The sequence below is a fragment of the Pseudomonas sp. AO-1 genome (assembly GCF_019775695.1).
GTDB classification, from domain to species: Bacteria; Pseudomonadota; Gammaproteobacteria; order Pseudomonadales; family Pseudomonadaceae; genus Aquipseudomonas; species Aquipseudomonas parakoreensis.
In genome coordinates this window covers 2,995,794-3,020,829 of the sequence record NZ_CP079947.1, presented here as the reverse complement: position 1 = coordinate 3,020,829, position 25,036 = coordinate 2,995,794, and the positions used below count along the sequence as shown (strand labels likewise).

Sequence of the window (25,036 nt, the reverse complement as noted above, 5' to 3'; positions counted from 1 at the left end):
TGTACAGACTTTTTGATCTGCATACGGACATCAACACGGGGTAGCGACATGACCACAGCAAACATCCTTGGCAACCTGTTCCCTTCTGTCAGCGACATCCCGGAAAAATACCGCCTCGACGGTCAGGTCGAGCAACGCGAATACCTCGTCGATGGCCAACTGCGGCGCTGGGACGGCCCGCTCGCCACGGTACGCAGCCCGGTGTACCTGCACGGCGAGAATGGCGATGAACAAGTGATTCTCGGCAGCACCCCGCTGCTGGATGCCGACACCGCCCTCACCGCCCTTGATGCCGCAGTGCGTGCCTACGATCGCGGTCAGGGCCTGTGGCCGACCATGCGCGTGGCCGAACGCATTCAGCACGTCGAAGCGTTCCTCGGGCGTATGCGCCAGCAGCGCGAAGCCGTGGTCAAATTGCTGATGTGGGAGATCGGCAAGAACCTCAAGGACTCGGAAAAAGAGTTCGACCGCACCTGCGATTACATCGTCGACACCATCAACGCACTCAAAGAACTCGACCGCCGCTCCAGCCGGTTCGAACTGGAACAGGACACTCTCGGCCAGATTCGTCGCGTGCCGCTCGGTGTCGCGCTGTGCATGGGCCCTTACAACTATCCGCTGAACGAAACCTTCACCACGCTGATCCCGGCGCTGATCATGGGCAACACCGTGGTGTTCAAACCGGCCAAGCTCGGCGTGCTGCTGATCCGCCCGTTGCTTGAAGCGTTCCGCGACAGCTTCCCCACCGGCGTGATCAACGTGATCTACGGCAGCGGCCGCGAAACCGTCAGCGCGCTGATGGCCAGCGGCAAGATCGATATTTTCGCCTTCATCGGCACCAACAAGGCCGCCAGCGACCTGAAGAAACTGCACCCGAAACCACACCGTTTGCGCGCCGCGCTGGGTCTGGATGCGAAGAATCCGGGCATCGTCCTGCCCGAAGTCGATCTGGACAACGCAGTCAGCGAAGCGGTCACCGGTTCGCTGTCGTTCAACGGCCAGCGCTGCACTGCATTGAAGATCCTGTTTGTGCATGAGGACGTGGTCGACGCCTTCATCGAAAAATTCAACGCCAAACTTGCCACGCTCAAGCCAGGCATGCCGTGGGACAGCGGCGTCGCACTGACACCGCTGCCGGAATCGGGCAAGGTCGACTACCTGCACGGTCTGGTGGCTGACGCGCAGAGCAAGGGCGCACAAGTGGTCAACCCGAACGGCGGCGCCAGTCGCGAGTCGTTCTTCTACCCCGCCGTGCTGTACCCGGTGACGCCGCAGATGCGTGTGTACAACGAAGAACAATTCGGTCCGGTGGTGCCGATCGTGCCGTACCGCCACCTCGATACCGTGATCGATTACGTGCTGGAATCGGACTTCGGCCAGCAACTGAGCCTGTTCGGTACCAACCCGGTGGCGATCGGCCGACTGGTCGATACCTTCGCCAACCAGGTCGGGCGGATCAACCTCAACGCCCAGTGCCAGCGCGGCCCGGACACCTACCCGTTCAACGGGCGCAAGAACTCCGCCGAGGGCACGCTGTCGGTACACGATGCACTGCGGGTGTTTTCGATCCGCACACTGGTGGCGACCAAGTTCCAGGACAGCAACAAGGACCTGATCAGCGAAATCATTCGCGGCCGCGATTCGAGCTTCCTGACCACCGACTACATCTTCTGACGAGGACCTTGCACTGAGCACCTTCAGCACCCACCGACTGCCACCGCTGCTGCGGCGAATCCTGCGTCCGTTGCTGGACCCGTATCGCCGCTACCAGCACGCCCGATTGATTCACGCGGTGCGGGTAGCGCTGGGTCTGCTGGCAACCATCCTGCTGACCACCGGCATCAACCTGCCCCACGGCGAGTGGGCGTCGGTGACCATGCTGGTGGTGATTGGCGGCCTGCAGCACCACGGCAACATCGGCAAAAAAGCCGCCGAACGCGCCACCGGCACCCTGATCGGTGCCGGCGTCGGACTGGTGCTGGTGGCGCAACAGGCATGGCTGGGCCTGCCATGGCTGACCTACTTTGCCATGGCGGTGGTCTGCGGATTCTTCTCCTATCACGCCATCGGCAAGGGCGGTTACACCGCCCTGCTTTCGGCGATCACCGTCTTCATCGTTGCCGGACATGGCGACAATCCGATCACCGACGGCTTGTGGCGCGGGGTCGACATCCTGATCGGCATCGCCCTGGCCCTCGCCTTTTCCTTCGCCCTACCGCTGTACGCGGTGTATTCGTGGCGCTACAACCTGGCCGATGCCCTGCGCGATTGCGCCACGTTGTACGGGCGGATCATCAGCGGCCAACCAGTCAGCGCCGATGAACATCTGAAGCTGATGGGCCGGGTGACCACGGTGATGGTGCAACTGCGCTCGCTGATGCCTTCGGTGTCCAAGGAAGTGAAAATCTCCATGACCGAACTGGACGCGATTCAACGCAACCTGCGTATGTGCGTCAGCACGCTGGAGATCCTCGGCAACACCCGCCCGGATGCCAACGACCCCGACGCCATGGCGCACCTGCAGTCAGCGCTGCGGGCCGAGCACCGGGTGATCCGCGTGCAACTGATCGGCATGGCACGAGCCTTGAAGTCCGGCGCCACGCAACGCCTGCAGCGACCGCTGGAATTACCGGACGCCAGTCTCGACACGCCGGTCTACAGCACGCTGGACGGTTACCGGTTACTGACCCGACAACTGGCCGCGAACATTGGCGAGCTGCGCCAACGCCTGGCGATGACGGCGCCGCGCTGGAACATCTGAATCAGCGGAAAAATCCATGTAACAAAGCCGACATCATCACTACAATGCGCCGCACAACGGATGTGACATGGACGCATAAATGCAATTCAGGAAGAGTATTAACGCCCTGCGGGCACTGGCCGTGCTGTCGGTCGTGCTGTTTCATTTCAAGGTGCCAGGGTTCGAGGGCGGGTTCGTCGGCGTAGACGTATTCTTCGTCATCTCCGGCTTCCTGATGACCGGCATCATCGTCAATGGCGTGCAGCAGCAGAACTTTTCCCTCCTCGGTTTCTACGCCTCCCGCGCTCGCCGCATTATTCCTGCCCTGCTGGTCCTGTGCGTTGCGCTGCTGATCTTCGGCTACTTTTATCTGCCGCTGGATGACTTGCGCGAAACCATCCGTACGATCAAAAGCAGTCTGCTGTTCAGCTCGAACTTCAGCTTTGCCCAAAGCGGCAATTACTTCGCGGCGCCACTGCATGAAAACTGGTTGCTGCATACCTGGTCGCTGTCGGTCGAATGGCAGTTCTACCTGCTTTATCCCGTGCTGATCATGGGGCTGCACCGGTTCTTCGGCACCGATAAAACCCGCTTTGCCTTGCTGGCCGTGGCGCTGATTTCGCTGCTGGCGTCCATCGTCGTGACCCCCGTCAACCCGACGTTCGCCTTCTACATGCTGCCCACCCGCGCCTGGGAAATGATCGCTGGCGGGCTGGTTTTTCTGTTTCCCCTACGATTGAGCCAGCGCGGCGGCACGATTTGCGAAGGATTCGGCCTGCTGGCGATTGCCGTCAGCGTGCTGGTTTTTTCGGCGGCGGACCTGTGGCCGGGCTACCTGGCACTGGTGCCGGTGCTGGGGACGATGTTGGTGATTCACGGCAATACCCGGTCGGTGTTCAGCAGCAATCCTGCGCTGCAATTTGTCGGGAGCATTTCCTACTCGATGTACCTGTGGCATTGGCCGCTGGTGGTGCTGCTTTACCTGTGCGGGCTTTTGAGCAGTTGGCCGCACGTGATCGGCGCAATCATCGCCTCGTTCGTCCTCGGCACCCTGTCCTTCTACCTGGTGGAATCGAAGGTGAAGAAAGGTACGAGCGCTACTCGAACAGTGATCAAGTTCGCGTCGCTGACGGTAGCTGTGGTTGCCGTGTCGGCAGTCACGTCGTCGCTGGTAAAGCAGCATCCCGACTGGCGCCCGGCACTGGTCGAATTTGGTCAGCCGGAATACACCAGCAAGCTGTATCAGCAGGAATGCTATCCCAACGCTTATGCAGCGGCGGATTGCAAACTCGGCACAGGCGAGGTGTCGGTGATTCTGTATGGCGACAGCCACGCGCAATCGACTGCAGCAGCGGTGCAGATAGACAACCCTCAAGCCGCGCTGTCTTGGTCACGGGGCGGTTGCCCGACCCTGGCCCACTTCGCCATGCACGACAAAACCGTCGAAAGCCAATGTCGAGGCTTCAATCAGGAAAAGCTGCAACAACTGAAAACCGCGTACGCCGGCGTGCCGGTGGTGCTGTTCAGCCGCGCGGCGCTGTACGCGGATTCAGGGCGGGAAAACAGCTATCGGATTTCCTTTCCCGGGCGCCAGACCGCGTTTGCCGAAGCCTATACCGAAGAGTACGTCAGCACGGTCTGCTCGATCGCTGAAAACCATCCGGTGTATATCGTCAAACCGATCCCGGAAATGCCTTTCAGCGTCTACAAGGGTTTGAATCTGAATCAGCGGTTGTTCCGGCAAAACACAGACATTTCCTTACCGTTGCAGGCCTATGAGAAACGCAATCGCATCGCCATCGACACCATCGAAGCTGCTGCCAGCCGCTGCAACGCGACGGTGATCGACCCGACGCCGTACCTGTGCCCCGATGGCCACTGCATGGGCTCCATGGACGGCGTCCCGCTGTACTTTGACGACAACCATCTCGTGGATGCCGGCAATCAGCAGTTGAAAGGACTGTTCCGGGCTGTGATCAAACCGATTTGAGCTGGCGCCGGGCTTTCAAGCCCCAGCCCTGTTGCATCCCGGCGGCGGCCAGCAGAATCGCCGCCACGCCGACCCATTGCAGGATCTGCAGGCGATGGCCGAAGGCAAACCAGTCGACGAAGATCGCCGCAATCGGGTAGATGAAGGACAGCGCACCGGTCAGGGCGGTCGGCAGTTTCTGGATCGCGCCGTACAGCAGCACATACATCAGGCCGGTGTGGACGATGCCCAGCGTCACCAGACTGGCCCAGGCTTCGTTGGTTTGCGGCAGGCCATTGAAGTGCGCGAACGGCGCGAGCAACAGCACTCCGGTGCAGACCTGGATCAGCGCGATCAGATGCGGCGGCGTGCCGGTCAGGCGCTTGATGATCAGCGCCGCCATCGCGTAGAGCAACGCCGCGCCCAGCGCCAGCGCAATCCCCAGCAGATATTCGTGACCGCTCTCGCCCTGCCCGCCGTGGGCGCTGACGATCGCCAGCATGCCGAGGAAGGAAATCGCTAGCCAGAACAGCTTCTGCAAGGTGATTTTCTCGCCGAGAAACAGTGCCGCCAGGCCAACCAGCATGAACGGTTGTACGTTGTAGACCGCCGTGCCGATGGCGATCGAGGCCCGGGAATACGAGCCGAACAACAACACCCAGTTGCCGACAATCGCCACCCCGCTGAGCACCGCGAGCAGGAACGTGGTGCGGGTCAGAATGCCCGGACGCAGGAAGCCGAACGCGGCACAGATCAGCAGCAAGGTGCCAGCGCCGAACACGCAACGCCAGAACACCACGTCCAGCACCGGCTGCCCGGAGACCAGCACGAACCAGCCAATGGTCCCGGAAATCAGCATGGCGGCGGTCATTTCCAATGAGCCACGGCGGATTGAGTTGTCCATCATCGATCTCCCTAAACGTTTGACGAAAGCGTGGCCAAAGTATGCCAAGCAGGCTCCCTGCGCCTCCAGCGCAAAAAGCAGGCTAAACTCGGTTTCTGCCTTTTTTATCGCGGGTGGTTTCCCGCAAATGCCTAATGCCGGAGTTGCGTCATGACCGACGATATCGACCAGATCCTCATCAGCGCCCTGATGGAAGACTCGCGCCGCTCGCTCAAGGCACTGGCGCAGATCAGCGGCCTGTCGTCGCCCAGCGTGGCCGAGCGCCTGCGTCGCCTGGAGGAGCGCGGCGTACTCAAGGGCTATACGGTTGAGATCGACCCCAAATGCTTCGGCTATCAGTTGCAGGCCATCGTCCGGGTGCGACCGTTACCGGGGCAATTGCAGGAAGTGGAACGACAGATCCTGTCGATTCCGGAATTCACCGAGTGCGACAAAGTCACCGGAGAGGACTGCTTCATCGCCCGCCTGCACGTGCGCTCGATGGAACAGCTCGACACCCTGCTCGACCGCCTCAACACACTGGCCGAAACCAACACCGCGATCGTCAAGAAGACACCGGTCAAACGCCGGTTGCCGCCGATGGCGTGAGTGCTTTTTGCGCGTGTTCGGCGTAGATTGGGATTTTTCCGGCGAAGGATTGGCGGTAATGAAATTTCAGGCATTGATGCTGTCGGCAGTATTGCTCACCGGGTGCGGGACGGTGCAAACGGTTGCGTTCCACGACAAGTTTTCCGTGGACCAGCTGAAAACCAAGAAAACCTATTGCGGCGCCGTTCCGCGCATTTACAGCGGTGCAACCTACGACTTTTGCATGCTGCACGCCGAAAAACCGGATGATGTCGACGCGTTCAATTACAACAATGCTTCTTTTGGCCTGGTGGTAGATGCCGCGGTTTCGGGTGTGCTGGATACATTTCTGCTGCCCTACACCATTTACAAGCAACAGGCTGATGGCAGCATCGTGATCAACTGATCTGCTTTTCGCAGACAACAAAAAACCCGCCGATGCGGGTTTTTTGTTGTTTCAGGCCAGCGATCAGTCGTCGCGGCTCATGATGCCGAAGATCTGCAACAAGCTGATGAACAGGTTGTAGATCGATACATACAGGCTGATGGTCGCCATGATGTAGTTACGCTCGCCACCGTGGATGATCGCGCTGGTCTGGAACAGAATGCAGACCGACGAGAACAGCACGAAACCGGCGCTGATCGCCAGTTGCAGGCCGCTGATCTGGAAGAACATGCTTGCCAGAGTGGCACCCAGCAACACGAAGAAACCGGCGGTGATGAAACCACCGAGGAAGCTCATGTCCTTGCGGGTGATCAGCACATAGGCCGACAGACCACCGAACACCAGTGCGGTCATCGCGAATGCCGAACTGACCACTTCAGCGCCGCCCTGCATGCCCAGGTAACGGTTGAGGATCGGGCCGAGCAGGAAGCCCATGAAACCGGTCAGCGCAAAGGCGGACACCAGGCCCCATGCCGAATCACGGAGTTTGTTGGTGAGGAAAAACAGCCCGTAGAAACCGATCAGCACCACGAAAATGTTCGGGTAGCCAACACGCATCTGCTGGGCCACAAACGCCATCACACCGCTGAATGCGAGGGTGAGCGCCAGCAAGCCGTATGTGTTGCGCAGGACGCGGCTAACCTCTAGCTGCTCAGCCTGCACGCTGTTGTGAACTGCGTAATCCTGTTCGCGCATGGCGACACTCCTGTTGGTTTGAAACGTTCAGTGGCAAAGATCATAACAGACGCTCTGTAACAAGCCATGCACAGAGTTTGACAGTGTGTTTCATTCAGGTATTATGGCGCCCGCAACGCAAACGGAGGTGTGGCCGAGTGGTTTAAGGCAACGGTCTTGAAAACCGTCGACTGTAACAGGTCCATGAGTTCGAATCCCATCGCCTCCGCCATATTTGATACGACAAAGCCCTGATTATTCAGGGCTTTGTCGTTTCTGGCGTTTACGAAAATTTCTGCCTTAGGATATGTGTTCCATAACTTTTGTGGACGCGTTCCATAACTCCGACCGACTTATCCCCTCTCCGGCGTCCTGCCAATCGTTAAAACACTCTTCATGTAACACGGTGCTACGCTCATTCCTTGGCTGCCAAGGAAACCAAAATGCCCAACTCCGACCTGCTCCCTTCCCTGCTCTTCAAGATCAACGAAAACTCGCCAGGGAATGGTTGGACCCGGCCACGCCGAAAGAACGCGCCGAACAGATGGCGCTGCACCAAGGTGAACCGACAGAGGCGTTCGAGTGGTTCAAGGTTGACCGGGCCGTGGGGAACGTCCGGAATCAAGGCCCCGGCCTGATTAAGCCTATCGGATGATGGTTAGAACAGCCGGTGACCAACAACGCCAGAACGCATGCCCACAGGATTTTCATGGTAGCCCCTATAAAAAATAGGAGTGTGCCGCCGCGAATGCAAAAATGAGCAGTGTTACTGAGAAATTTCACGCACATAGGCTAGCTCGGAAAAATGGGTGTGGGGAGCCGGAAACGAAAAAGCCCCGGCAAATGCCGAGGCTCGTTGACTTCCTTAACACGAAAAACTCGTCTTCGCGACAGTCTTTGCACGAAATAATCGAAAATCAACTGAAATCTATAGCAGTCTTTGGCCTGCCTACACTCGGACGACTTAACTTATGACCAATCTGTAGAGCACGTGTAATATTACGTCGCCATCAGCCCACTGCTGATCGAGCGCTTTGGAAAGCGCCGGAAACAACCAATGCTTTCAAGAATGGAGTTATAAATGCGCAAGCTCTTCGCCTTTGCACTTGCATCTGCCCTGTCTTTTACCGCCCAAGCAAACGAGTGGCGGCAGTTCACCTCAACGATGTACGTTCTCGACCCGGCCGGAGAGCAACCGTTGCTTGCGATGGCAAGCTTGTTTGAAGGCGAACACGTGGTCATGAATTTGGTGGACTTGTCGGGGGCATTTTGTGAAAAAGGGGAAAACTCTAATCCTAGACCCGCAGGCCCTTTTCAAATAAACGGAACCAATGTGAAGTTCGTTCAAGCCTGCCTCGGTGGGAAAAGAGTTCTGTCTCCGGAGACTGAAAAAGGAAAAGCCTTCTTGGCTAATGCAATCCTCGGCGGCCCAGCAACCGTAGTGATTGAGGGCGGCGACGTCGTCAAGTTCTCTTCAGAAAACTTCGAGGCTGCGAAAAAGGCAATGCTCGATACCAATTCGGCACTCTGATCCAAAAAAATGATCTAGGAGGCGCCGAGCAGGATTCATGCTCAGCGTCTCCAGCTTTAAATCTCGCCCCACCCCGAAAGCAAGTTTGAGGAGGGTACGCGGGCTGCCGGTGTTGATTCCGTACGTCGCACTATTCGGCTATCGACGTCCAGCCATTCCCGAGTGCTTCCCTGGCTACAAAAAAACCGCACTGGGCGGGCTTTCTGTTACCTGACACTACTTATTTTCCTGGCGGCTACTCGCGAAACCTTGAGTACTACCAGCGCTATTAGCGCACCGACAACCCCGCCAAATAGTCCCATCTGAAATGCTGCTGATGGCTCCATCCAACAAGGGCTCAATGGCTTAAAAGGATAGTAGAGGCATGGCTCAGGAAAGAGTGCCCGCCATACTGGTAACGCACCGCCGATCATCAGCAACCCTATCGTAAAAAGCGCAAAAGCTTTCCATTGCGGTATGACGAGAAACTGCCTCCGAAGCACTGCTAAGGCGATGACTAATACAAACGAAAAGAAACCGGGAAGGTAAAGTGTCACGAAGTAGATTTGGTCGAGCTCGTGGCCGGCAGTATCCATATCACCTCAGCAAAAAACCGGCGATTGGCCGGGCTTGAATGTCTATGTGCGTTTCGCGTTACTTGTGCACTATGGGAAAACTACCTTACAAATCCCAACATAGAAATACCTTTATGCCGCATCTTCAGAATTTTCATCAAAGATGACCTGCCACACAGGCTGCAACGCCTGAACATCCACTTCTGAAATAGCTTCACGCAGGAAATTCCACACCTCCTTCCAGTCGCGATCCCAAACTTTCGGCTCGCCATGTATGCCTATGAGTCCCTACACAGAAAGCTCACCCAGGCGCGCAAGGAGTACTGCTCGGCAGTCAGGTCTGAAGTTCGTCGCAGTGACCAGGCGCTGCGCCAAGAACAGCCGACGCAGGTGGCGGCATGAAGCGCTTCATCCGCCGCAAGGTTGAGGCCTGGTTGATATTGGTGGCCGCGAAGATCCTCGAAGGCCGGAACGTCCACCGCTCGCCCGTCGTCTTCCGACATCACTTGTTCGACCTTGAAATGATGGGAGATGTGGCTGTCTTCGACAGGCAACTTTCGACTGTGGATTCAACCGGTCGGTGAGGCACTGGGCGAGTCCAATCCGCTGCAACTGCCGCGCCTGATCGACGGCCAATAAGGAGTTTCACAGATGGCGGCGTCCTGATTGGACGCCGCCTCAGGTCATCACACGACTACGTTCAACAGCAACACCACAATCAAACCGACCACGGCGACGATCGATTGCACCACCGAAATAGTCTTGGTGGCTTCGCCCATCGTCATGCCGAAGGATTCCTTCACCATCCAGAAACCTGCATGGTTGGCGTAGTTGAAGAACAACGAGCCGCAACCAATGGACAAAGCCAGCAGCGGCAGGTTGAGGCTGGGATCAGCACCGGCCAGCGGCGCGAGCAAACCGGCAGCCCCCACGATACCTACCGTGGCGGAACCGGTCGACACCGAAAGCAACATGGCGATCAACCAACCGAGGATCAGCGGAGGGAACGCCGACTGCTGAGTCAGGTGCACAATCGCATCGCCCACCTTGGCGCTGGTCAGCAGTTCCTGAAAGGCACCGCCGCCGGCGATGATCATGATGATCGAGGCGATTGGCTTGAGGCTCTTGCCCAGCGACTCCCGCAATTGCCCCGCATCGCCGCCGCGCGCGAGTACCAGACTGGCCCCGGCGAACAGCACGCCCAGCAGCATCGCTATCAGCGGATTGCCGAGGAAACCGGCCATTTTCAGCAGCGCATTGTCCTTGGCCAATACCATCTCGGCGATGGCATGGATCAGCATCAGGATCGCCGGCAGCAAGGCTGCCAGCACGCCAAGGTATACGCTGGGGCTTGGTTTATCGTCGGTTTTTTCAGCCAGGGTGAACTGATCCAGCAACACCTGATCGGGCCGAGTGCTCATGCGCGGGGAAATGAATGCGCCATACAATGGGCCGCCTAAAATCATGGCCGGGATAGCCGCCAGGAAGCCATAGAGCATGGTCGGCCCGACCGAGGTTTTCAGCGCGGCGATGGCCGTCAGCGGGCCAGGGTGCGGCGGAACCATGCCGTGCATGGCGGCCAGTGCGGCAATCACCGGAACGCCCACATAGATATAAGCCGAACCCTTGAAGCGCGCCTGACTTTCCAATTTCCGGGCCACGCTGAAGATCAGCGGCAGCATGATCACCAGGCCGACCTCGAAAAACATCGGAATGCCAATCACAAACGCGACCATCATCATCGCCCACGGAATCATCCGATCCGTTGTGCGCTTGAGGATGACCGCAGCAATCTGCTCGGTGACGCCGGCGTCAGCAAGAATTTTGCCGAGCATCGCCCCCAGCGCGATGACCACCCCCACTGCCCCCAGAGTCTTGCCGGCGCCGGTGACCAAGTGGGAGACGATGCCATCTGGCTCCATACCGGTTGCAAAGCCTACGCCGACGGAAACTACCAGCAAAGCCAGCAGCGGGTGCATTTTGAGGCGCGAGACGATCAGCGCTACCAGCACCAGGACGCTGATCAATGCGGTCAGTAACAGATCTATATCTAAGGGAGTCATGAAAGGTTCTCGGTTGGGCTGGTGCCCAAATTCTTGTGTGTGTGTGTGGGTGAAATGAATGGCATCTGCAACAGCTAAGTTTCAGCGTTCGACTTTCTAAAAACCGAATAACCTTCGAGGCGCTTGCACCAGCAGCGAGTCGCTGGCTTGCGCCGAAAGTTCCAAGGCTTGCAACTGGTCGACGACGGTGGCGAAACCGATGCTTTGCTCATGCTGCGTATGCGGCCAGTCACTGCCCCATACCAACTGATGCAGTCCGAAGCTTTGTTCCAGCAACGGTAATGCCCTTCGAGCGAAATCAATGTTCTGTTGTGGCGTACCTCCCAAACGATAGATTCCCGATACCTTGATCCAGATCGGACTTTTCGATCCGGCCTCAAGCAACTCGCCAAACCCGGGCTGATCGAGACCCGCATTCGCGTCCGGCCGCCCAAAGTGATCGATCACCAACTTCACGCCGAACGGCGTCAATTGCTGGATCAGGCCCGGCAAATCCTTGACTTCACGGTGCAACTCGACATGCCAGTCGAGATCAGCGATATCGCTGAAAAACCCTTGCCAGGCACTGTCACGAAAATCCGGTAACGCCTTGCCGATCAGGTTCAAGCGCACGCCGACCACGCCCAGTCGAGCCATGTCATTCAAAGTAGAACGACTGACGCTTGGCTCCAGCACCACCACACCGCGCAACTGCCGCGGCGCGTGCTTCAACGCCGCCAACAGGTAGCTATTGTCGGTGCCAAGGAAACTGGGTTGCACCAATACACCGTGACTCAGACCATGCGTTTGCAATTGCTCAAGGTACTGGCCAAGCGTGGCGTCGTACTCAGGGGTGTAGCGCCGTGCACCGATCAGATGCAGATCACGGTCGAACACATGGGCATGGGAGTCGATGCCGGTGATCGACTTGGGGCGGGTATCTGACATGGGTTTTATCTACTGAAGGTTAGGATCATCACGCCCGAGCGCGTTGATTGCCGTTGATACCGGCCGAAACGGAGGTGGCATTGGCTTCAAGGTCCCTGCCCCGGGTTTCAGGCAGGCACAGTGCGGCAAGCACCGCCACGCCGTAGGCGATCCCGGCATCGATACCAATCGCCGAACCCAGCGACATGGAGTCACTCATGTGCCCGACCAGGAATGGAAATACAGCGGACAGCACTCGGCCAAAGTTGTAGCAAAAGCCAACGCCGGCGCCGCGTACATCGGCAGGGTAAAGCTCGTTGAAGAGCGCTCCGAGACTGGCCGGAATACCGGCGGCGAAGAACCCCAACGGGAACCCCAGGAACAGCATCTGCGTATTGGTCAGCGGCAAAAATACGTAGCACTGCACCGTGACCACGCAGCACAAGGCAAACAGCACAATGTTTTTACGACGGCCAATGCGATCGATCAAATAGCCGCTGGTCACACAACCACACCAGAAGGCGAAGATGATCACCGCCAGATACGCGCCCGAGTTCAGCACAGAGAGATTGCGCTCGGTCTTGAGGAAGGTCGGCAACCAGGTCATTACCGCGTGATAGCCACCGTGCGCGCCCAGTCCCAGCAGCCCGCCAAACAGGGTCACGCGAATCAGTTCCGGGCGAAAAATGCCGGCGAGCGACTTGAAGAAACTCTGCGGGATGGCGTTGGCTTTTTGCAGACGCTGGAAGCTGTCCGGCTCCTCAACGTTACGACGTACCCAGATGATCAGGAACGACGGCAGCAACCCGACAAGGAACATCACACGCCAGGCCATGTCCTGTGGCGCCCAGGTATAGATCAGCGTGAACACCCCGACCGCCAGGCCCCAACCCACCGCCCAGGCACTTTGCACAGTGCCCATGACCTTGCCGCGATAGTGCGGATTGATCGTCTCGGCCATCAGCACCGCACCGGCCGCCCACTCCCCGCCAATCCCGAAACCCTGCAGCGCCTTGACCACCAACAGCTGATTGAAGCCCGTGACGAAGGCCGAGAGAAAGGTGAAGAACGAGAACCACACAATCATCAACTGCAACGTACGCACACGGCCATAGCGGTCAGACAACGTCCCACCCACCCAGCCACCGAGTGCCGAGGTAACGAGGGTAACGCCGCTGATCAATCCGGCATCGCCCTTTGTCAGCGCGAAAGCGGCGATCAGCGCCGGAATCGCCAGACCGAACATTTGTACTTCCAACGCGTCGAGCGACCATCCGCCGAAGCAGGCCCAAAACGTTTTGCGCTCCCGAGGAGTGACTTGGCGATACCAGCTGAACATGATTCTTATCCTTATAGGTGTTACGCAAGGCAGCCGACAGCCAACCGCACCGCGAAAGGGTCAGCTTTGGCAAACAGACAGAAATCGGGCGGCGATCTAGCCGCCGCAGAACGCTCCGCTACACAGGCAAGCGTCAGCGAATATCCACGCTGTAGCGGAAGTGCTCCGCGTGGCCGCGCGAGCGACGCCATTCCAGCGGGCTCCCCGCGTAATCGCGGGCCAGACGCTCGATCACGATCACCGGACTGTTGACCGCTACCTGGAGCAATCGGGCATGCACATCATTCACCGATTCAGCGGTCAGCGTCTCTTCGGCCGATGCAACAACCTGTCCGCACACTTCTTCGTAGATCGGATACAGCAGCGGCCCTTCGCGACTGAGGTCGATCTCCAGCAGCGCCTGAAACCGCTGGCGGGGCAACCAGATTTCTTCGGCGAGCACCGGCTTAACATCGAGCAGACGCACACGGACAATACGAATGACCGGCGCATCGGCGGGCAACCCCAGTGCTTGCGCTACGGCCGACGGTGCGGCAACGGGCTCGATCGAGAGGATGCGACTTTCCGGGACCTGGCGCTCACCGGAAACAGTCTGGAATCGGAAGAAACGGAACAATGAGGATTGAAACTGCGCCCGGCGAATGAACGTCCCTCGCCCTTGCTGACGCTCCAGAATGCCCTCACTGACCAACGCATCAATCGCCTTGCGCACCGTGCCAGTGGACAGTTGGTATTCCGCAGACAGCGCCGCTTCAGTAGGGATCGCCTCCCCCGGACGCCAGCGATTATTGGCGATCTGGTCAGCCAATTGGTCACGCAGACGTTGATACAGCGGGAGTCGGGCATCACTGGATAAAGAATTCATCGACTTTATTCACCTTGTTATCTAGTCATCTATATGAATCTTGCGGCGAGTATTTGCCCAGATAACTTGCCTGTCAAGGAGGGGCTTTTCGTCCTGCTGACGAATGGCTGCCCCACTGCCCTTTTCATAGACATGTAGGGTTGCGCCGGCGATGTCGGATTCTGGCCGAATGTGGAGGGTCAGGAGTGACAGCTATCGGCCAGAAGCGGTCTTTGGGAGCGACGCTTTAACCTGTTGAAATCGCACCAGGTTAATGATTAGGTTGTTCATTTTCAGGAAGCATGCAACGGGTCACTCGGGGCGTCCGCAGCCTTTTGGGTGAACTGACTGAAATAGTAAGGACGGTCGGCGTAGGCCACGAACTGACTGAAAAACCGCTGGTAAGCGGTCGGTCCTTGCCCGGTAGCCGTAGTATCGGTCGCCGTGAATTTGCGTTTGAACACCTCCCGCATCTGCGCGCCGCTGTAACGCTTGAGCGGGTGTTGCGGGTCATGGGGAATGTAGACGATGAATTCGTTGGTGTAGCGGTAGCGCTCGCTGATGCTGAACACGACGCAACCGGTCATCCGCCGCTTCATCAGGCTCAGATCGCGAAACCACACGGCCTTGCCGCCAAGTTGTGGGTGGATCTGACCCTCCACCACCGACAGAATCATCCGGTAGTCGGCAGGCTCAATGTCTTTTTTCAGCAACGCCCATTGCGCGGCGGCACGCAAAGCGGCTTTCTGACTGGCAATGAACTGTCCACGCAAGGTGTCGTTGTTCTCGAAAAACGCTTTGATCCGTGTCTGATAACGCGCACCGACGTCGAGTGAACGACACAGCGTCAGAAACTGACTGACCGAGATGCCGATGTCTGCGGCCTGAAATTCGCCGGGGGTCGCTGTCTCGACCACGAAACCGGATTGGGCGTGATAGGCCCCTGCTTCACATTCCCAGGCCTCGAAGTTGTGCAGTGCCGCTTGCAGCAATGGCAGTTTCAACACTTCGAAGGTGGACACTTCCACCTCCAGCACTCCGAGTTCGAGGGGCCGTCTGAGACACAGCAAGGTCTTGCCGAGATCGACCGTGACGTTGAACTGATCCTTGAGGGCCTCACCAAGCAACGTTTGGGCAAATGCCTCGACGCTTTCGAGGCCGGCCATGGTCTTGTCGAGTCGGGTCTGGGCGACAAAGGCAGCCGTGACCTGGTCTTTCAAGACTTGTTGCTGTTCCTGCGGGAATTCGTGATAGCCGGGCGGTGGACGGGTGCTGACCGCTTTCATCGCGGCTCGCCGGGCTGGCGAGGCGGCAATCAGCCAATCGGGGATCATCTGCTCAAGCAACCTGCCGTGGACGCTGGCGCTGACGGGTGCACGGGGCAACGTCGGGGAATGATGGGACATCCTGTCTCTCCTGAATAATGGTAGCACAGAACACCATGTCCGCCGCAGTGACCTGCGGTACATAGTTATCGCACGGCCGTGGACGTATGACCGGACACGTCAGGATCCCCCGTGCGACCACGGCACAACCGGCAGGATTGACTATGCTGTCGGGACAGCCTTTCGGACGGGGGATTTATGGACGATCCAGTCGACAACAAACCACCGAGCTTCTGGCAGATGCTGCACAGCGTGATGGCGGCGGCATTTGGCGTGCAGAGCGGGAAGAATCGGGCAAGGGACTTCACCCATGGCAAGCCCAGCCATTTCGTGATCTTGGGGATCGGCTTCACCGCCGTGTTCGCCCTGACCCTGTTTGCCATCGTCAAACTGGTGCTGCATTTCGCCGGGGTCTGAGGGCTGTCAGTGCATCAGGGTCTGCAGGTCGAACGGGTAACGATACGAGGCCGGACGCCCCTTGGCGGACAGCTTGCGAAAGCTCACCCCGTAACCCGGTGTCGAGCCCATGGCCAGAATCTGCCGGGCCTGATGCCTGTCGATCAGTTGCAGCAACGGCACCTGGCGATCACGCCCGCCGTAGCGGGTCAGGTCGACGCCCTGGTCATAGTCATGCAATTCCACCAGCGCCCAGCCACCGAGGGTGAAATGACCGCCGACCAGTGCGCTCAGGCGTCCATCGATCACGGCCTGCAACGCCTCGGATGAGGTATTGACCGCACTGAACAGCACGTCCTTGCCCGGCACCTTGCCCGCTTCGGCAAATGCGCGCATGGCGCCGAACGCCATCTCATCATTCGCCGACCACACCAGTGACACCTTCGGATACCGGCTGACCAGTTGCCGCGCCTGTTCGTAGGCACGCTGGCGTGTCCAGCCGCTGTACACCAGTTGTCGCAGGCGCACCTGAGGATGTTCGGCCAAGGCGCGCTGCATGCCGCGCTCGCGCAATTGCGCCGACGGCGTGATCTTCAGGCCGGAAAACGCCAGCACTTCGATCGGCTCGTCTCGCACCACTGGCGGGTGCAAGCGAATCAACTCTTTCATCATCAGGTAGCCGCCCTCCTCGTCATTGGGCACCAGGCTGCCAATGCGATCGGCACGCTCGCCGACCAGCGCCTGCTGATCGGCGGTCAGCACCGCGTTGACCATGAACAGCTTGACCCCGCTGCCTTCCGCCAGGCGCAGGATCTGTGGTGCAACGTACTGCTCGTTGACGAACATCAGGTAGTCGGGACGGTTCGGTCCCTGCAGGGCAATCCTGGCCTGGGCCACGGTGAGTTCAGGCTGGCGTCGGGAATAGAGGATCTGCAAATCGACGCCAAGGTCGTGGGCCGCCGCTTGCATGAATTGCGAATAGCTGACCCAGAATGCTTCCTGAGTCGTACCCGGGTTGAGGAACAGCACCGACTCGGCCCGGGCTGCGGATCCGAAAACCGCACCGAACAGCAGGAGGCTGAGGCAGAAAAACTTCAACATGAAAGACCCGGGCCCAAGGAAAAATGGCCGCGCATTATAGCCCCCGAATCAGCGGCTATTGACGCCTGATCCCGTTTTTTGTCCGACAATCGTCGGAAGCGGACCCGGATCGGTCGTTTTACTGATGGCTGACCCAGAATACCGCTGTCCCTACGACCAGAATAATCAGGAACAGAATGGCCCATGCATCGACACTGCTATCGCTTTTCTTTGCCTTGGTCGGATTGCTCATTGCATCGCCTCTTGTCGGTTTTATCGGTGATTGCAGAAAGACTCGATCACAGTTAAGACGATGATTGTCCCCGCGACAAATGTGGGTTAATCAACAACTATTCTCGTTAGGCGATTTGGTTCTTTACATATACTCAAACATCACTTTTGCGCATAACTGCAAACGGGTATATTGCCCCGGCTCCGTTAGGGAGTGCGCGGCCGTGCGCGCGTAATTGCAGAGGCACCATCGGACTCCAGCAAGCGAAAACGCAGCGTTTTCCGAGTAGCCCAAAGCCTGAGAACAGGACTTATATGTACGTATACGACGAGTACGATCAGCGGATCATCGAGGACCGCGTCAAGCAGTTCCGTGATCAGACCCGACGCTATCTGGCAGGTGAGCTGAGCGAAGAAGAATTCCGCCCCCTGCGCCTGCAAAATGGCCTGTACATCCAGCGTTTTGCGCCGATGTTGCGTGTGGCGGTGCCTTACGGCCAACTGACTTCCCGTCAGGTGCGCATGATGGCGAAGATTGCCCGCGACTACGACAAGGGCTACGCCCACATCAGTACCCGGCAGAACGTGCAGTTCAACTGGCCGGCGGTGGAAGACATCCCGGACATCCTCGCGGAACTGGCCACCGTGCAAATGCACGCGATCCAGACCAGCGGCAACTGCCTGCGCAACGTCACCACCGACCAGTTCGCCGGTGTCGCCGCCGATGAGGTGATCGACCCGCGCCCATGGTGCGAAATCGTCCGTCAGTGGACTACATTCCACCCGGAATTCGCCTACCTGCCACGCAAATTCAAGATTGCCGTCAACGGTTCGACCGCTGACCGTGCCGCCATCGAAGTTCACGACATCGGCCTGGAGCCGGTCCACAACGCCGCCGGTGAACTGGGTTTCCGTGTACTGGTCGGCGGTGGCCTGGGCCGTACTCCGGTGGTCGGCGCCTTCATCAACGAGTTCCTGCCGTGGCAGGACCTGTTGAGCTACCTCGACGCCATCCTGCGTGTGTACAACCGCTATGGCCGTCGCGACAACAAATACAAGGCGCGGATCAAGATCCTCGTCAAGGCGCTGACCCCCGAAGTCTTCGCGCAAAAAGTCGATGCCGAGATGGAGCACCTGCGCGGCGGCCAGACCACACTGACCGAAGCCGAACTGCATCGCGTTGCCAAGCACTTCGTCGATCCGGACTACAAGGCGCTGGAGAACCAGACCACCGCCCTGGCCGAACTCGACAAAGAGCATCCGGGTTTCGCCCGCTGGCGCTCGCGCAACACACTGGCGCACAAGAAGCCGGGTTATGTGGCCGTGACCCTGTCGCTGAAACCCACCGGCGTTGCCCCGGGCGACATCACCGACAAGCAGCTGGACGCCGTCGCCGACCTGGCCGAGCGCTACAGCTTCGGCCAACTGCGCACGTCCCACGAGCAGAACATCATTCTGGCCGACGTCGAGCAGAGCCAGTTGTTCACCCTGTGGGGCGAACTGCGTGAAAGCGGTTTCGCCACGCCAAACATCGGCCTGCTGACCGACATCATCTGCTGCCCGGGCGGTGATTTCTGCTCGCTGGCCAACGCCAAGTCGATCCCGATCGCCGAATCGATCCAGCGCCGTTTCGACGACCTGGATTACCTGTTCGACATCGGTGAGCTGGACCTGAACATCTCCGGCTGCATGAACGCCTGTGGTCACCACCACGTCGGTCACATCGGCATTCTCGGAGTGGACAAGAAAGGTGAAGAGTTCTACCAGGTGTCCCTCGGTGGCAGCGCCAGCCGTGACGCGAGCCTGGGCAAGATCCTCGGCCCGTCCTTTGCTCAGGACGACATGCCGGACGTGATCTCGAAGCTGATCGACGTGTACGTTGAACAACGTACCGAAGACGAGCGCTTCATCGACACCTACCAGCGTATTGGCATCGACCTCTTCAAGGAACGCGTCTATGCAGCGAATCATTAAGAACAACGAAGTCGTCGACGAAACCTGGCACCTGCTGCCGAAAGATTTCAACATCGACGACATCAGCAATTGCGACGATCTGATCGTTCCTTTGCAGCTTTGGCGTGAACACAGCCGCATGCTCAAGGCCCGCGACGGCGGACTGGGTGTGTGGCTGGACGCCGATGAAGAAGCCGAGGAAATCGGTGACGACGTGGCCGAATTCCAGGTCATCGCACTGAACTTCCCGGCCTTCACCGACGGCCGCAACTACTCCAACGCCCGCCTGCTGCGCGACCGTTACGGTTTCAAAGGCGAACTGCGGGCGATTGGCGATGTGCTGCGTGACCAGTTGTTCTACATGCACCGCTGCGGTTTCGACGCGTTCGCCTTGCGCGCCGACAAAGACCCGTACGAAGCACTGGAAAGCCTGAAGGACTTCTCGGTCACTTATCAGGCCGCCACCGACGAACCGCTGCCGCTGTTCCGTCGTCGCTGATCGAAAAACGCTTTGAGCCTGCAATCGGGCTCAAGGCGTTGTTCATTCCGGGCGTTAACGCCAAGCGTTGCGTGCAAGCGACGCCTCATCAAGCCTCCATCATTTCAGCCGTCGCGGCCTTTGACGCGTCAGGTTCGGCGTGGCGTGCCAATGCCTGATCCGTCAGTTGCCCGATCAATTCCCGGCGCTGATTACCGAAGTTGTCGAGGATCGCATTCATCTGCGTCGAGGCCGCCTCGCGCGTCAGTTCGATCTGCCCTTCCAATTGTGCCATCGCCCGCGACGTCTGTTCGTTCACCGCGGAAAACCGATCACCGTGAGCCGACTCCAGATACTCGACCCAGAACGTCTGCGCCATGCTCCAGTCGCGTAAGGCGCCGCTGCTCTCGGTCTTGAGCACCTGTTGAAAGGCCTGATCCAGAACGGTCGGCGACACCTCGACAGTCAAGGGGCTGCTCAGCGTACGTGGCTGCGCCGGCAGGTTCAGGCGTTGTGCCAGACCCACCCGATAGGCCAGGCTGACTTGCAACGCCTGATCGTAGTCCATCGGCGCGGTGTGGAAACGTGCGCTGATGTCCGCCAGCGCCAGGCTTTCCACTTCGTGCAAACGGAACAGGCCCTTGAGCAGACTCACCAGTTGCTCTTCCAGCGCCTGCACACCGGCGGTAGCTGCCGCCCTCGCCCGGAAACACAATACCAGCACTTCCATTTCGCTGAACAACGCGCTGTACCCGTCGACACTGACCCTGGCACTGCGCGCCGCACTGAACAATGACCGGCGCAGGCGCTGATCGCCGGCAGCCGCGTCCACCACATCCCAGACACGCTGACGCAAATGCGGATACACGCGGGTGAATTCCGCGGTGTGCACCAGTTGCAACAGCACTTGGAAAAAATCCGTGGAATCGGGTAACGCGCGCAGCGCCTCCCATACCTCGCGCCGGGACGACGCCACGCTGGCACTTTCCCCAGCCAGCCACTGCACGCTTTGATCTTCCCGCGCCACGGTTTGCAGTGGAGATTTGCGCCCCTCCATGGCCGTCACACCAAAACGACCATTGGAGGTCTGCTGATAAGTCGCGATCTTTTTCAGCGTGTCGGAGGACAACGGATTGCCGTGCAAGCGAATTATCTGCGGCAATTGGGTAGTGTCGAACGCCTGTGCTGGCAAGGTTTCAATAAGGTTGTCGCGCAGATCCAGCAACTGCAATCGACGCAGCCCGGAAAGGCGCGGTGGCCAGTGTGTCATCCGGCTTGCGCGCACGGTCAACTGCTCAAGATGCGCCAGCCCACCGAGATCGGGCAGCTGCGCCAGGTTCGGGTTGAAATCAAGGTGCAGCACCCGCAGGTCTTTCATCCGCCCCAATTGAGCAAGCGATGCTTCAGAGGACTGCAGGCGATTGCTGCTCACGTCCAGATGCGTCAGCCAGCGTATTCGCTCCAGCGACTCGGGCAACTGGCTCAGTTGATTGTCGCTCAGCGACAGACTGCGCAACTGGCTGAAGTTGCGCAAAAAATCGTTTAGTCCGGCATCGGGCATTACACCGTCCATGATGACCCGCCCGACATGGCTGAAATCGGCCACCACCGGCGGGAGCTCCCCCAAAGGCTCCGGCGCGAACCGCAAGGTGCCATATAAACTTTGGTCTGCAGCCACATTCCCTGGCTCTTTGCGCCAACTGCGAATGATCGAGCGCATGGCACGCAGCTTGCTGCCACGGGAAGTCGGCTGCCGTGTGCCATCGGCGCTCAGGTGCCAAGTCTGACGGCTGACCCAGCGACTCAAGGTTTCCCTGAGCGCGAAAAACTCCAGCCGCAGTGCTTCGAGCCTCATCAGCACCTTGATTTCGTTAGTGCCCAAGGCGTTGAGCAAACGATGAATCTGCGCAGGGGTGTGCATCGGATAAAGCTCCAGGGCCCGGCGCACCATGACGTTGGTCACTTCGCCGGAGGCCGCACTCGACACAATGGCAGGACGTTCGGCCAGTCCCATGGGTGACAGCTCTCCGAGACGCGCGCCAACGGTGTGCGCGAAGATCGTCCGTCGCTCCTGCGCCGCTCGGGTAATTTTTTCCTGCAGCATGGCGGCACCCTTTTCCGCCTCTACGCCCAGCGCCGTCCTGCGCTGTGTCGAAAGCCCCATCCAGAGCGCCCGGAAATAGTGTTCACGGGTGCGCCTGGTGAATGTGACAAGCGGTGCGTCGGTGCCCTGGATAACGTTGATTCGATCCTCGAACACGCTGACCACCGTGCGCTCGCTCGCTGTCGCCGGCCCGATCGCGGCTGCCGAATCATGGGTCGCGGTCCATTCGAGTATTTGCACGAACGCGGCGTCCGACCAGCCCGGGAGGTGTTTGAGTGCATCGAGCACCAGTCGATTGGTGTACTGCCCTCCTGCCCCATCGAGATAAAGACCTTCGTAGGCGCGACAGACACGGATCATCTGCTGATAACGCCGGGCCTCCTCCGCCAGCCGCAAGGGCACGCGTTTCGCGTCCAGCTCGCGCCACTCACCACTGAACGCATTGTTCACCAGCTCTTCGGCGGCACTGGCGGGCAGCTCGGAAAAGTGTTGCATCAGTACCGCGACCCGGGGATGGCTTGGAACTTGGCTACGCTGGTATACCCGCCGGAACAAATCGGGGCGCGCGGTTTGAGCCTGTTCGGCAATAATCCGCGCCAGTTCCTGTGCTTGCACTTCAGTGTTCGTCGACGCGTTGCCGAGCAGGCTTTCTCGCTGATTGCGCGAGAGCTTCGACAGCAGCGAATGGTGTAACTGACCTTTGTGCAACGCGTCCTCAGTCAGCCGGATAACGCTCCTGGCGGTTTGCGAACCGTAACGGTTGACTGGGTAATCCAACGCGTTGACCACGCTGATTGCGTTATCGGATGGCCATTTCACGGCGGCGGTGAGCACATGCAACTGCAAATCAGGATCAGCCAACGCTGCAGCACTCGGCGCCTGCAGCTGTTCGATAAACGCCCTGACTGCAGCGTCCGCCATGAAACGCTGCACGGTATCGACCAGCAGTGCCGGGGTCTGCACCTGATCGATATGCACCTGCCGCAACACGCTGTCATCAAGTCCACTGACCGCCAGAACACGCGTCGCCACGGCGTCCGGGATCGCTTCTCTGGCGTAGCCGAAACGACGAAACAACGTCAGCCGCCCCCACTCCTGCACCCGCTCCGAGTCATGGCGCCAGGCGCCGCGGTCATTGGTTTCGAGCAACGGACGGTAGTCTTCTGCTGCGCCCGGTGGAGGCAGCACTTCCCACAATTCGGTTTCAGGTTGCTGATGCACCGCGTACCGAACGGTGTCGAGGGTGACGTAAGCCTGTCCCTCGAACCAACGCAGTCCGCGCGCATCGACGGGCAATCCTTTGGGCAACCGCCGAAACTGACGATAAGCCCTGAGATCCGGCTTCCACAGACGCAAGCGTCGACCGCCCGGATTGACCGCAATCAAACGTTCGATGAAGGCCGATGACCTGACGGTTTTATAGGCTGCCCCGATGGCTTTCGTCCCGGCAGCGAAAGCAGCCATCAGAATGATGTTTTCGATGACATCGAACAGGTGATCCGTGGCCTGCTCCTGCTCGCCACGGGTCCAGCTGGCAATGCCCTCATACACGTGCGACAGGAGCTGCAGAGTGCCCAGCGTCAACAGCACTTCACCCACTCCGGGCAAAAACGAGGCCGCGACCAGCAGTAGATTGATACCGACTTCCTTGAAAGTTTCCAGGCGTGCGAGGCGGGTTTTCTCGTCTTCATCATCCGTGGGAACCACCAGAAGCCGGGCGTCGGCCAAAGTCCGCGCAACCTGCTGACGATGTATCCGGGTAAAGGGATCGCCCTCGATATCGACACCCGTCAACGTCACGTAGGTGCCGGAGCTCGTCAGTAGTGAACTGCCACCGGGGTACAAGCGAATGTTCAGTTCCTGTTGAAAGGCCGCGCGCTCGCCCAGCTTCAGGAAGCCCATGAAAAACGTCTTGAACGCCGGATTTTTCAGGCGTCTGCTCAACTCGACCTCAAAGTCGGTGAACGAGGCATATTCTTTCAGCGGATGCAGCGGATCGCCCGGCAGGTAAACGACACAGCGATAATCATCGTCGGCGTGCTCACTGACAGGTCCGATGAACAGTGGGCCATGCAGGGTCATGTTGAACATTTCCAGACTCTGATACCCCAGGGTGTTTTCCCCCAGTTTGATCGTGCTGTCGCCGTCCTTCACGGACTTCAACATTTGATGAACCGACGTGCTGATATGTTTTCTCATCAGCGCAATATGCCGATCCACATCAAAACAACTTCGCACATGGGCAGCGCACTGGCTAAGCACATTGCTCGATTCGACGTTAAGTTCAAATACCGATTCAAGATGAGTCTGATATTGCTTGCCCAGGTCCAGTGTCCGGCACAATCGCGCAAACTCATGGGGTTGTATTGGCAATATCGAAGCCACGCCACCGTTCAGTTCCTGCGGGATATAGATCAGTGAAGTGTCGCTGTAATTATTCGCCTCGGTTTCGCGGAATTCGAAGTTCTCGCACGCGGCGACCAGCAGATCGCGATTGATCGGCAGCACCAGTTTTTTGCGCAGTCCCAGCAGGCTCGACGTTGAACGCACGTGTTGAAAGACCACGCCGGTCACGTCCAGTGGCATGGACAGCTTGTCGGACATGGCCTTGGCCAGCAAGGGCGAGCAAAACTGCTCGGGCGACTGCAGTTTATTCAGGAGTTCGCCTGCGGTACTGCGCGTGCGATGACTTTCAATGAGGCTGTCGTAGAGCTCACGGCGCAACGCCTCGGGAGCCGCCAATATCCAGGACGGTGCATTCTTTTTGATCAAATCAAAAAAGAGGCCTTTCTGTTCTGAAGTTGGCGTGACTGGCGTAGTTATATCGGGTAACGAGGACATGATGATCTCAAGCACTTAAAGGAGTCATCAG

Annotated in this window: 19 protein-coding genes, 1 tRNA gene and 1 pseudogene; 12 read left to right on the top strand and 9 right to left on the bottom strand. The window is 58.7% G+C overall.

Annotated features, from left to right (window positions below):
* Window positions 1-48: 48 nt before the first annotated feature.
* From KVQ82_RS13875 to KVQ82_RS13865, 3 genes are all read left to right on the top strand, one after another.
* On the top strand, window positions 49-1,674 hold the full coding sequence (locus KVQ82_RS13875) for an NADP-dependent glyceraldehyde-3-phosphate dehydrogenase (RefSeq protein WP_041072629.1): 1,626 nt from the start codon (window positions 49-51) through the stop codon (window positions 1,672-1,674).
* Between the two features lie 46 nt (window positions 1,675-1,720).
* Window positions 1,721-2,761, top strand: coding sequence for an FUSC family protein (locus KVQ82_RS13870; RefSeq protein WP_222019390.1), 1,041 nt, complete (start codon window positions 1,721-1,723; stop codon window positions 2,759-2,761).
* Window positions 2,762-2,840: 79 nt separating this feature from the next.
* Window positions 2,841-4,730 (top strand): acyltransferase family protein, encoded by a 1,890-nt coding sequence (locus KVQ82_RS13865; RefSeq protein ID WP_222019173.1) that lies wholly within the window; start codon window positions 2,841-2,843, stop codon window positions 4,728-4,730.
* Here the strand turns inward: KVQ82_RS13865 and KVQ82_RS13860 are convergent.
* Window positions 4,717-5,613: a DMT family transporter gene (locus KVQ82_RS13860; protein WP_222019172.1), complete on the bottom strand. Its 897-nt coding sequence runs from the start codon at window positions 5,611-5,613 to the stop codon at window positions 4,717-4,719. The two genes, KVQ82_RS13865 and KVQ82_RS13860, sit on opposite strands and share 14 nt — an antisense overlap.
* Before the next feature lie 150 nt (window positions 5,614-5,763).
* Here KVQ82_RS13860 and KVQ82_RS13855 point away from each other — a divergent pair, with 150 nt between their 5' ends.
* Both KVQ82_RS13855 and KVQ82_RS13850 read left to right on the top strand, forming a co-directional pair.
* Window positions 5,764-6,201 (top strand): Lrp/AsnC family transcriptional regulator, encoded by a 438-nt coding sequence (locus tag KVQ82_RS13855; RefSeq protein WP_007915449.1) that lies wholly within the window; start codon window positions 5,764-5,766, stop codon window positions 6,199-6,201.
* 58 nt (window positions 6,202-6,259) lie between these two features.
* Window positions 6,260-6,586: a YceK/YidQ family lipoprotein gene (locus KVQ82_RS13850; RefSeq protein ID WP_222019389.1), complete on the top strand. Its 327-nt coding sequence runs from the start codon at window positions 6,260-6,262 to the stop codon at window positions 6,584-6,586.
* Between the two features lie 63 nt (window positions 6,587-6,649).
* Here the strand turns inward: KVQ82_RS13850 and KVQ82_RS13845 are convergent, their stop codons facing one another.
* Complete coding sequence (locus tag KVQ82_RS13845) at window positions 6,650-7,321, bottom strand: Bax inhibitor-1/YccA family protein (protein ID WP_027613775.1); 672 nt, start codon at window positions 7,319-7,321, stop codon at window positions 6,650-6,652.
* 123 nt (window positions 7,322-7,444) lie between these two features.
* On the opposite strand from KVQ82_RS13845, the gene KVQ82_RS13840 reads away from it, so the two are divergent.
* The 4 genes and pseudogenes from KVQ82_RS13840 (at window position 7,445) to KVQ82_RS13830 (ending at window position 9,969) form a co-directional block, all read left to right on the top strand.
* A tRNA-Ser gene (locus KVQ82_RS13840) sits at window positions 7,445-7,532 on the top strand.
* Window positions 7,533-7,790: 258 nt separating this feature from the next.
* Window positions 7,791-7,955 (top strand): annotated as a pseudogene (locus tag KVQ82_RS31580) (DUF159 family protein); the annotation flags it as partial.
* A 426-nt stretch (window positions 7,956-8,381) separates the two neighbouring features.
* Window positions 8,382-8,831: a hypothetical protein gene (locus KVQ82_RS13835; RefSeq protein ID WP_041072612.1), complete on the top strand. Its 450-nt coding sequence runs from the start codon at window positions 8,382-8,384 to the stop codon at window positions 8,829-8,831.
* Between the two features lie 952 nt (window positions 8,832-9,783).
* A complete protein-coding gene (locus KVQ82_RS13830; protein ID WP_222019472.1) occupies window positions 9,784-9,969 on the top strand; it encodes a hypothetical protein in 186 nt (61 codons plus the stop codon).
* Window positions 9,970-10,071: 102 nt separating this feature from the next.
* Here the strand turns inward: KVQ82_RS13830 and KVQ82_RS13825 are convergent, their stop codons facing one another.
* The 5 genes from KVQ82_RS13825 to KVQ82_RS13805 form a co-directional block, all read right to left on the bottom strand.
* Entirely contained in the window at window positions 10,072-11,448 is a 1,377-nt protein-coding gene (locus KVQ82_RS13825) for a GntP family permease (RefSeq protein ID WP_222019171.1), read from the bottom strand.
* Between the two features lie 96 nt (window positions 11,449-11,544).
* A complete protein-coding gene (locus tag KVQ82_RS13820; protein WP_222019170.1) occupies window positions 11,545-12,375 on the bottom strand; it encodes an amidohydrolase in 831 nt (276 codons plus the stop codon).
* Between the two features lie 28 nt (window positions 12,376-12,403).
* Complete coding sequence (locus tag KVQ82_RS13815; RefSeq protein ID WP_222019169.1) at window positions 12,404-13,693, bottom strand: MFS transporter; 1,290 nt, start codon at window positions 13,691-13,693, stop codon at window positions 12,404-12,406.
* 133 nt (window positions 13,694-13,826) lie between these two features.
* Entirely contained in the window at window positions 13,827-14,558 is a 732-nt protein-coding gene (locus KVQ82_RS13810) for a GntR family transcriptional regulator (RefSeq protein WP_222019168.1), read from the bottom strand.
* Between the two features lie 272 nt (window positions 14,559-14,830).
* Window positions 14,831-15,943 (bottom strand): DUF6543 domain-containing protein, encoded by a 1,113-nt coding sequence (locus KVQ82_RS13805; RefSeq protein ID WP_260688103.1) that lies wholly within the window; start codon window positions 15,941-15,943, stop codon window positions 14,831-14,833.
* A 177-nt stretch (window positions 15,944-16,120) separates the two neighbouring features.
* Between KVQ82_RS13805 and KVQ82_RS13800 the strand changes: the two genes are divergently transcribed.
* A complete protein-coding gene (locus tag KVQ82_RS13800) occupies window positions 16,121-16,339 on the top strand; it encodes a DUF2970 domain-containing protein (protein WP_025112547.1) in 219 nt (72 codons plus the stop codon).
* Window positions 16,340-16,345: 6 nt separating this feature from the next.
* Here KVQ82_RS13800 and KVQ82_RS13795 read toward each other — a convergent pair whose 3' ends face one another.
* Entirely contained in the window at window positions 16,346-17,419 is a 1,074-nt protein-coding gene (locus KVQ82_RS13795; protein ID WP_222019167.1) for an ABC transporter substrate-binding protein, read from the bottom strand.
* Between the two features lie 525 nt (window positions 17,420-17,944).
* On the opposite strand from KVQ82_RS13795, the gene KVQ82_RS13790 reads away from it, so the two are divergent.
* Window positions 17,945-19,603, top strand: a complete 1,659-nt coding sequence (locus KVQ82_RS13790) for a nitrite/sulfite reductase (RefSeq protein ID WP_222019166.1) — start codon at window positions 17,945-17,947, stop codon at window positions 19,601-19,603.
* Window positions 19,587-20,081: a DUF934 domain-containing protein gene (locus KVQ82_RS13785; RefSeq protein ID WP_108182854.1), complete on the top strand. Its 495-nt coding sequence runs from the start codon at window positions 19,587-19,589 to the stop codon at window positions 20,079-20,081. The genes KVQ82_RS13790 and KVQ82_RS13785 overlap by 17 nt, the downstream gene beginning before the upstream one ends.
* 88 nt (window positions 20,082-20,169) lie before the next feature.
* Here KVQ82_RS13785 and KVQ82_RS13780 read toward each other — a convergent pair whose 3' ends face one another.
* Window positions 20,170-24,936, bottom strand: a complete 4,767-nt coding sequence (locus KVQ82_RS13780; protein ID WP_260688102.1) for an NEL-type E3 ubiquitin ligase domain-containing protein — start codon at window positions 24,934-24,936, stop codon at window positions 20,170-20,172.
* Window positions 24,937-25,036: the final 100 nt, after the last annotated feature.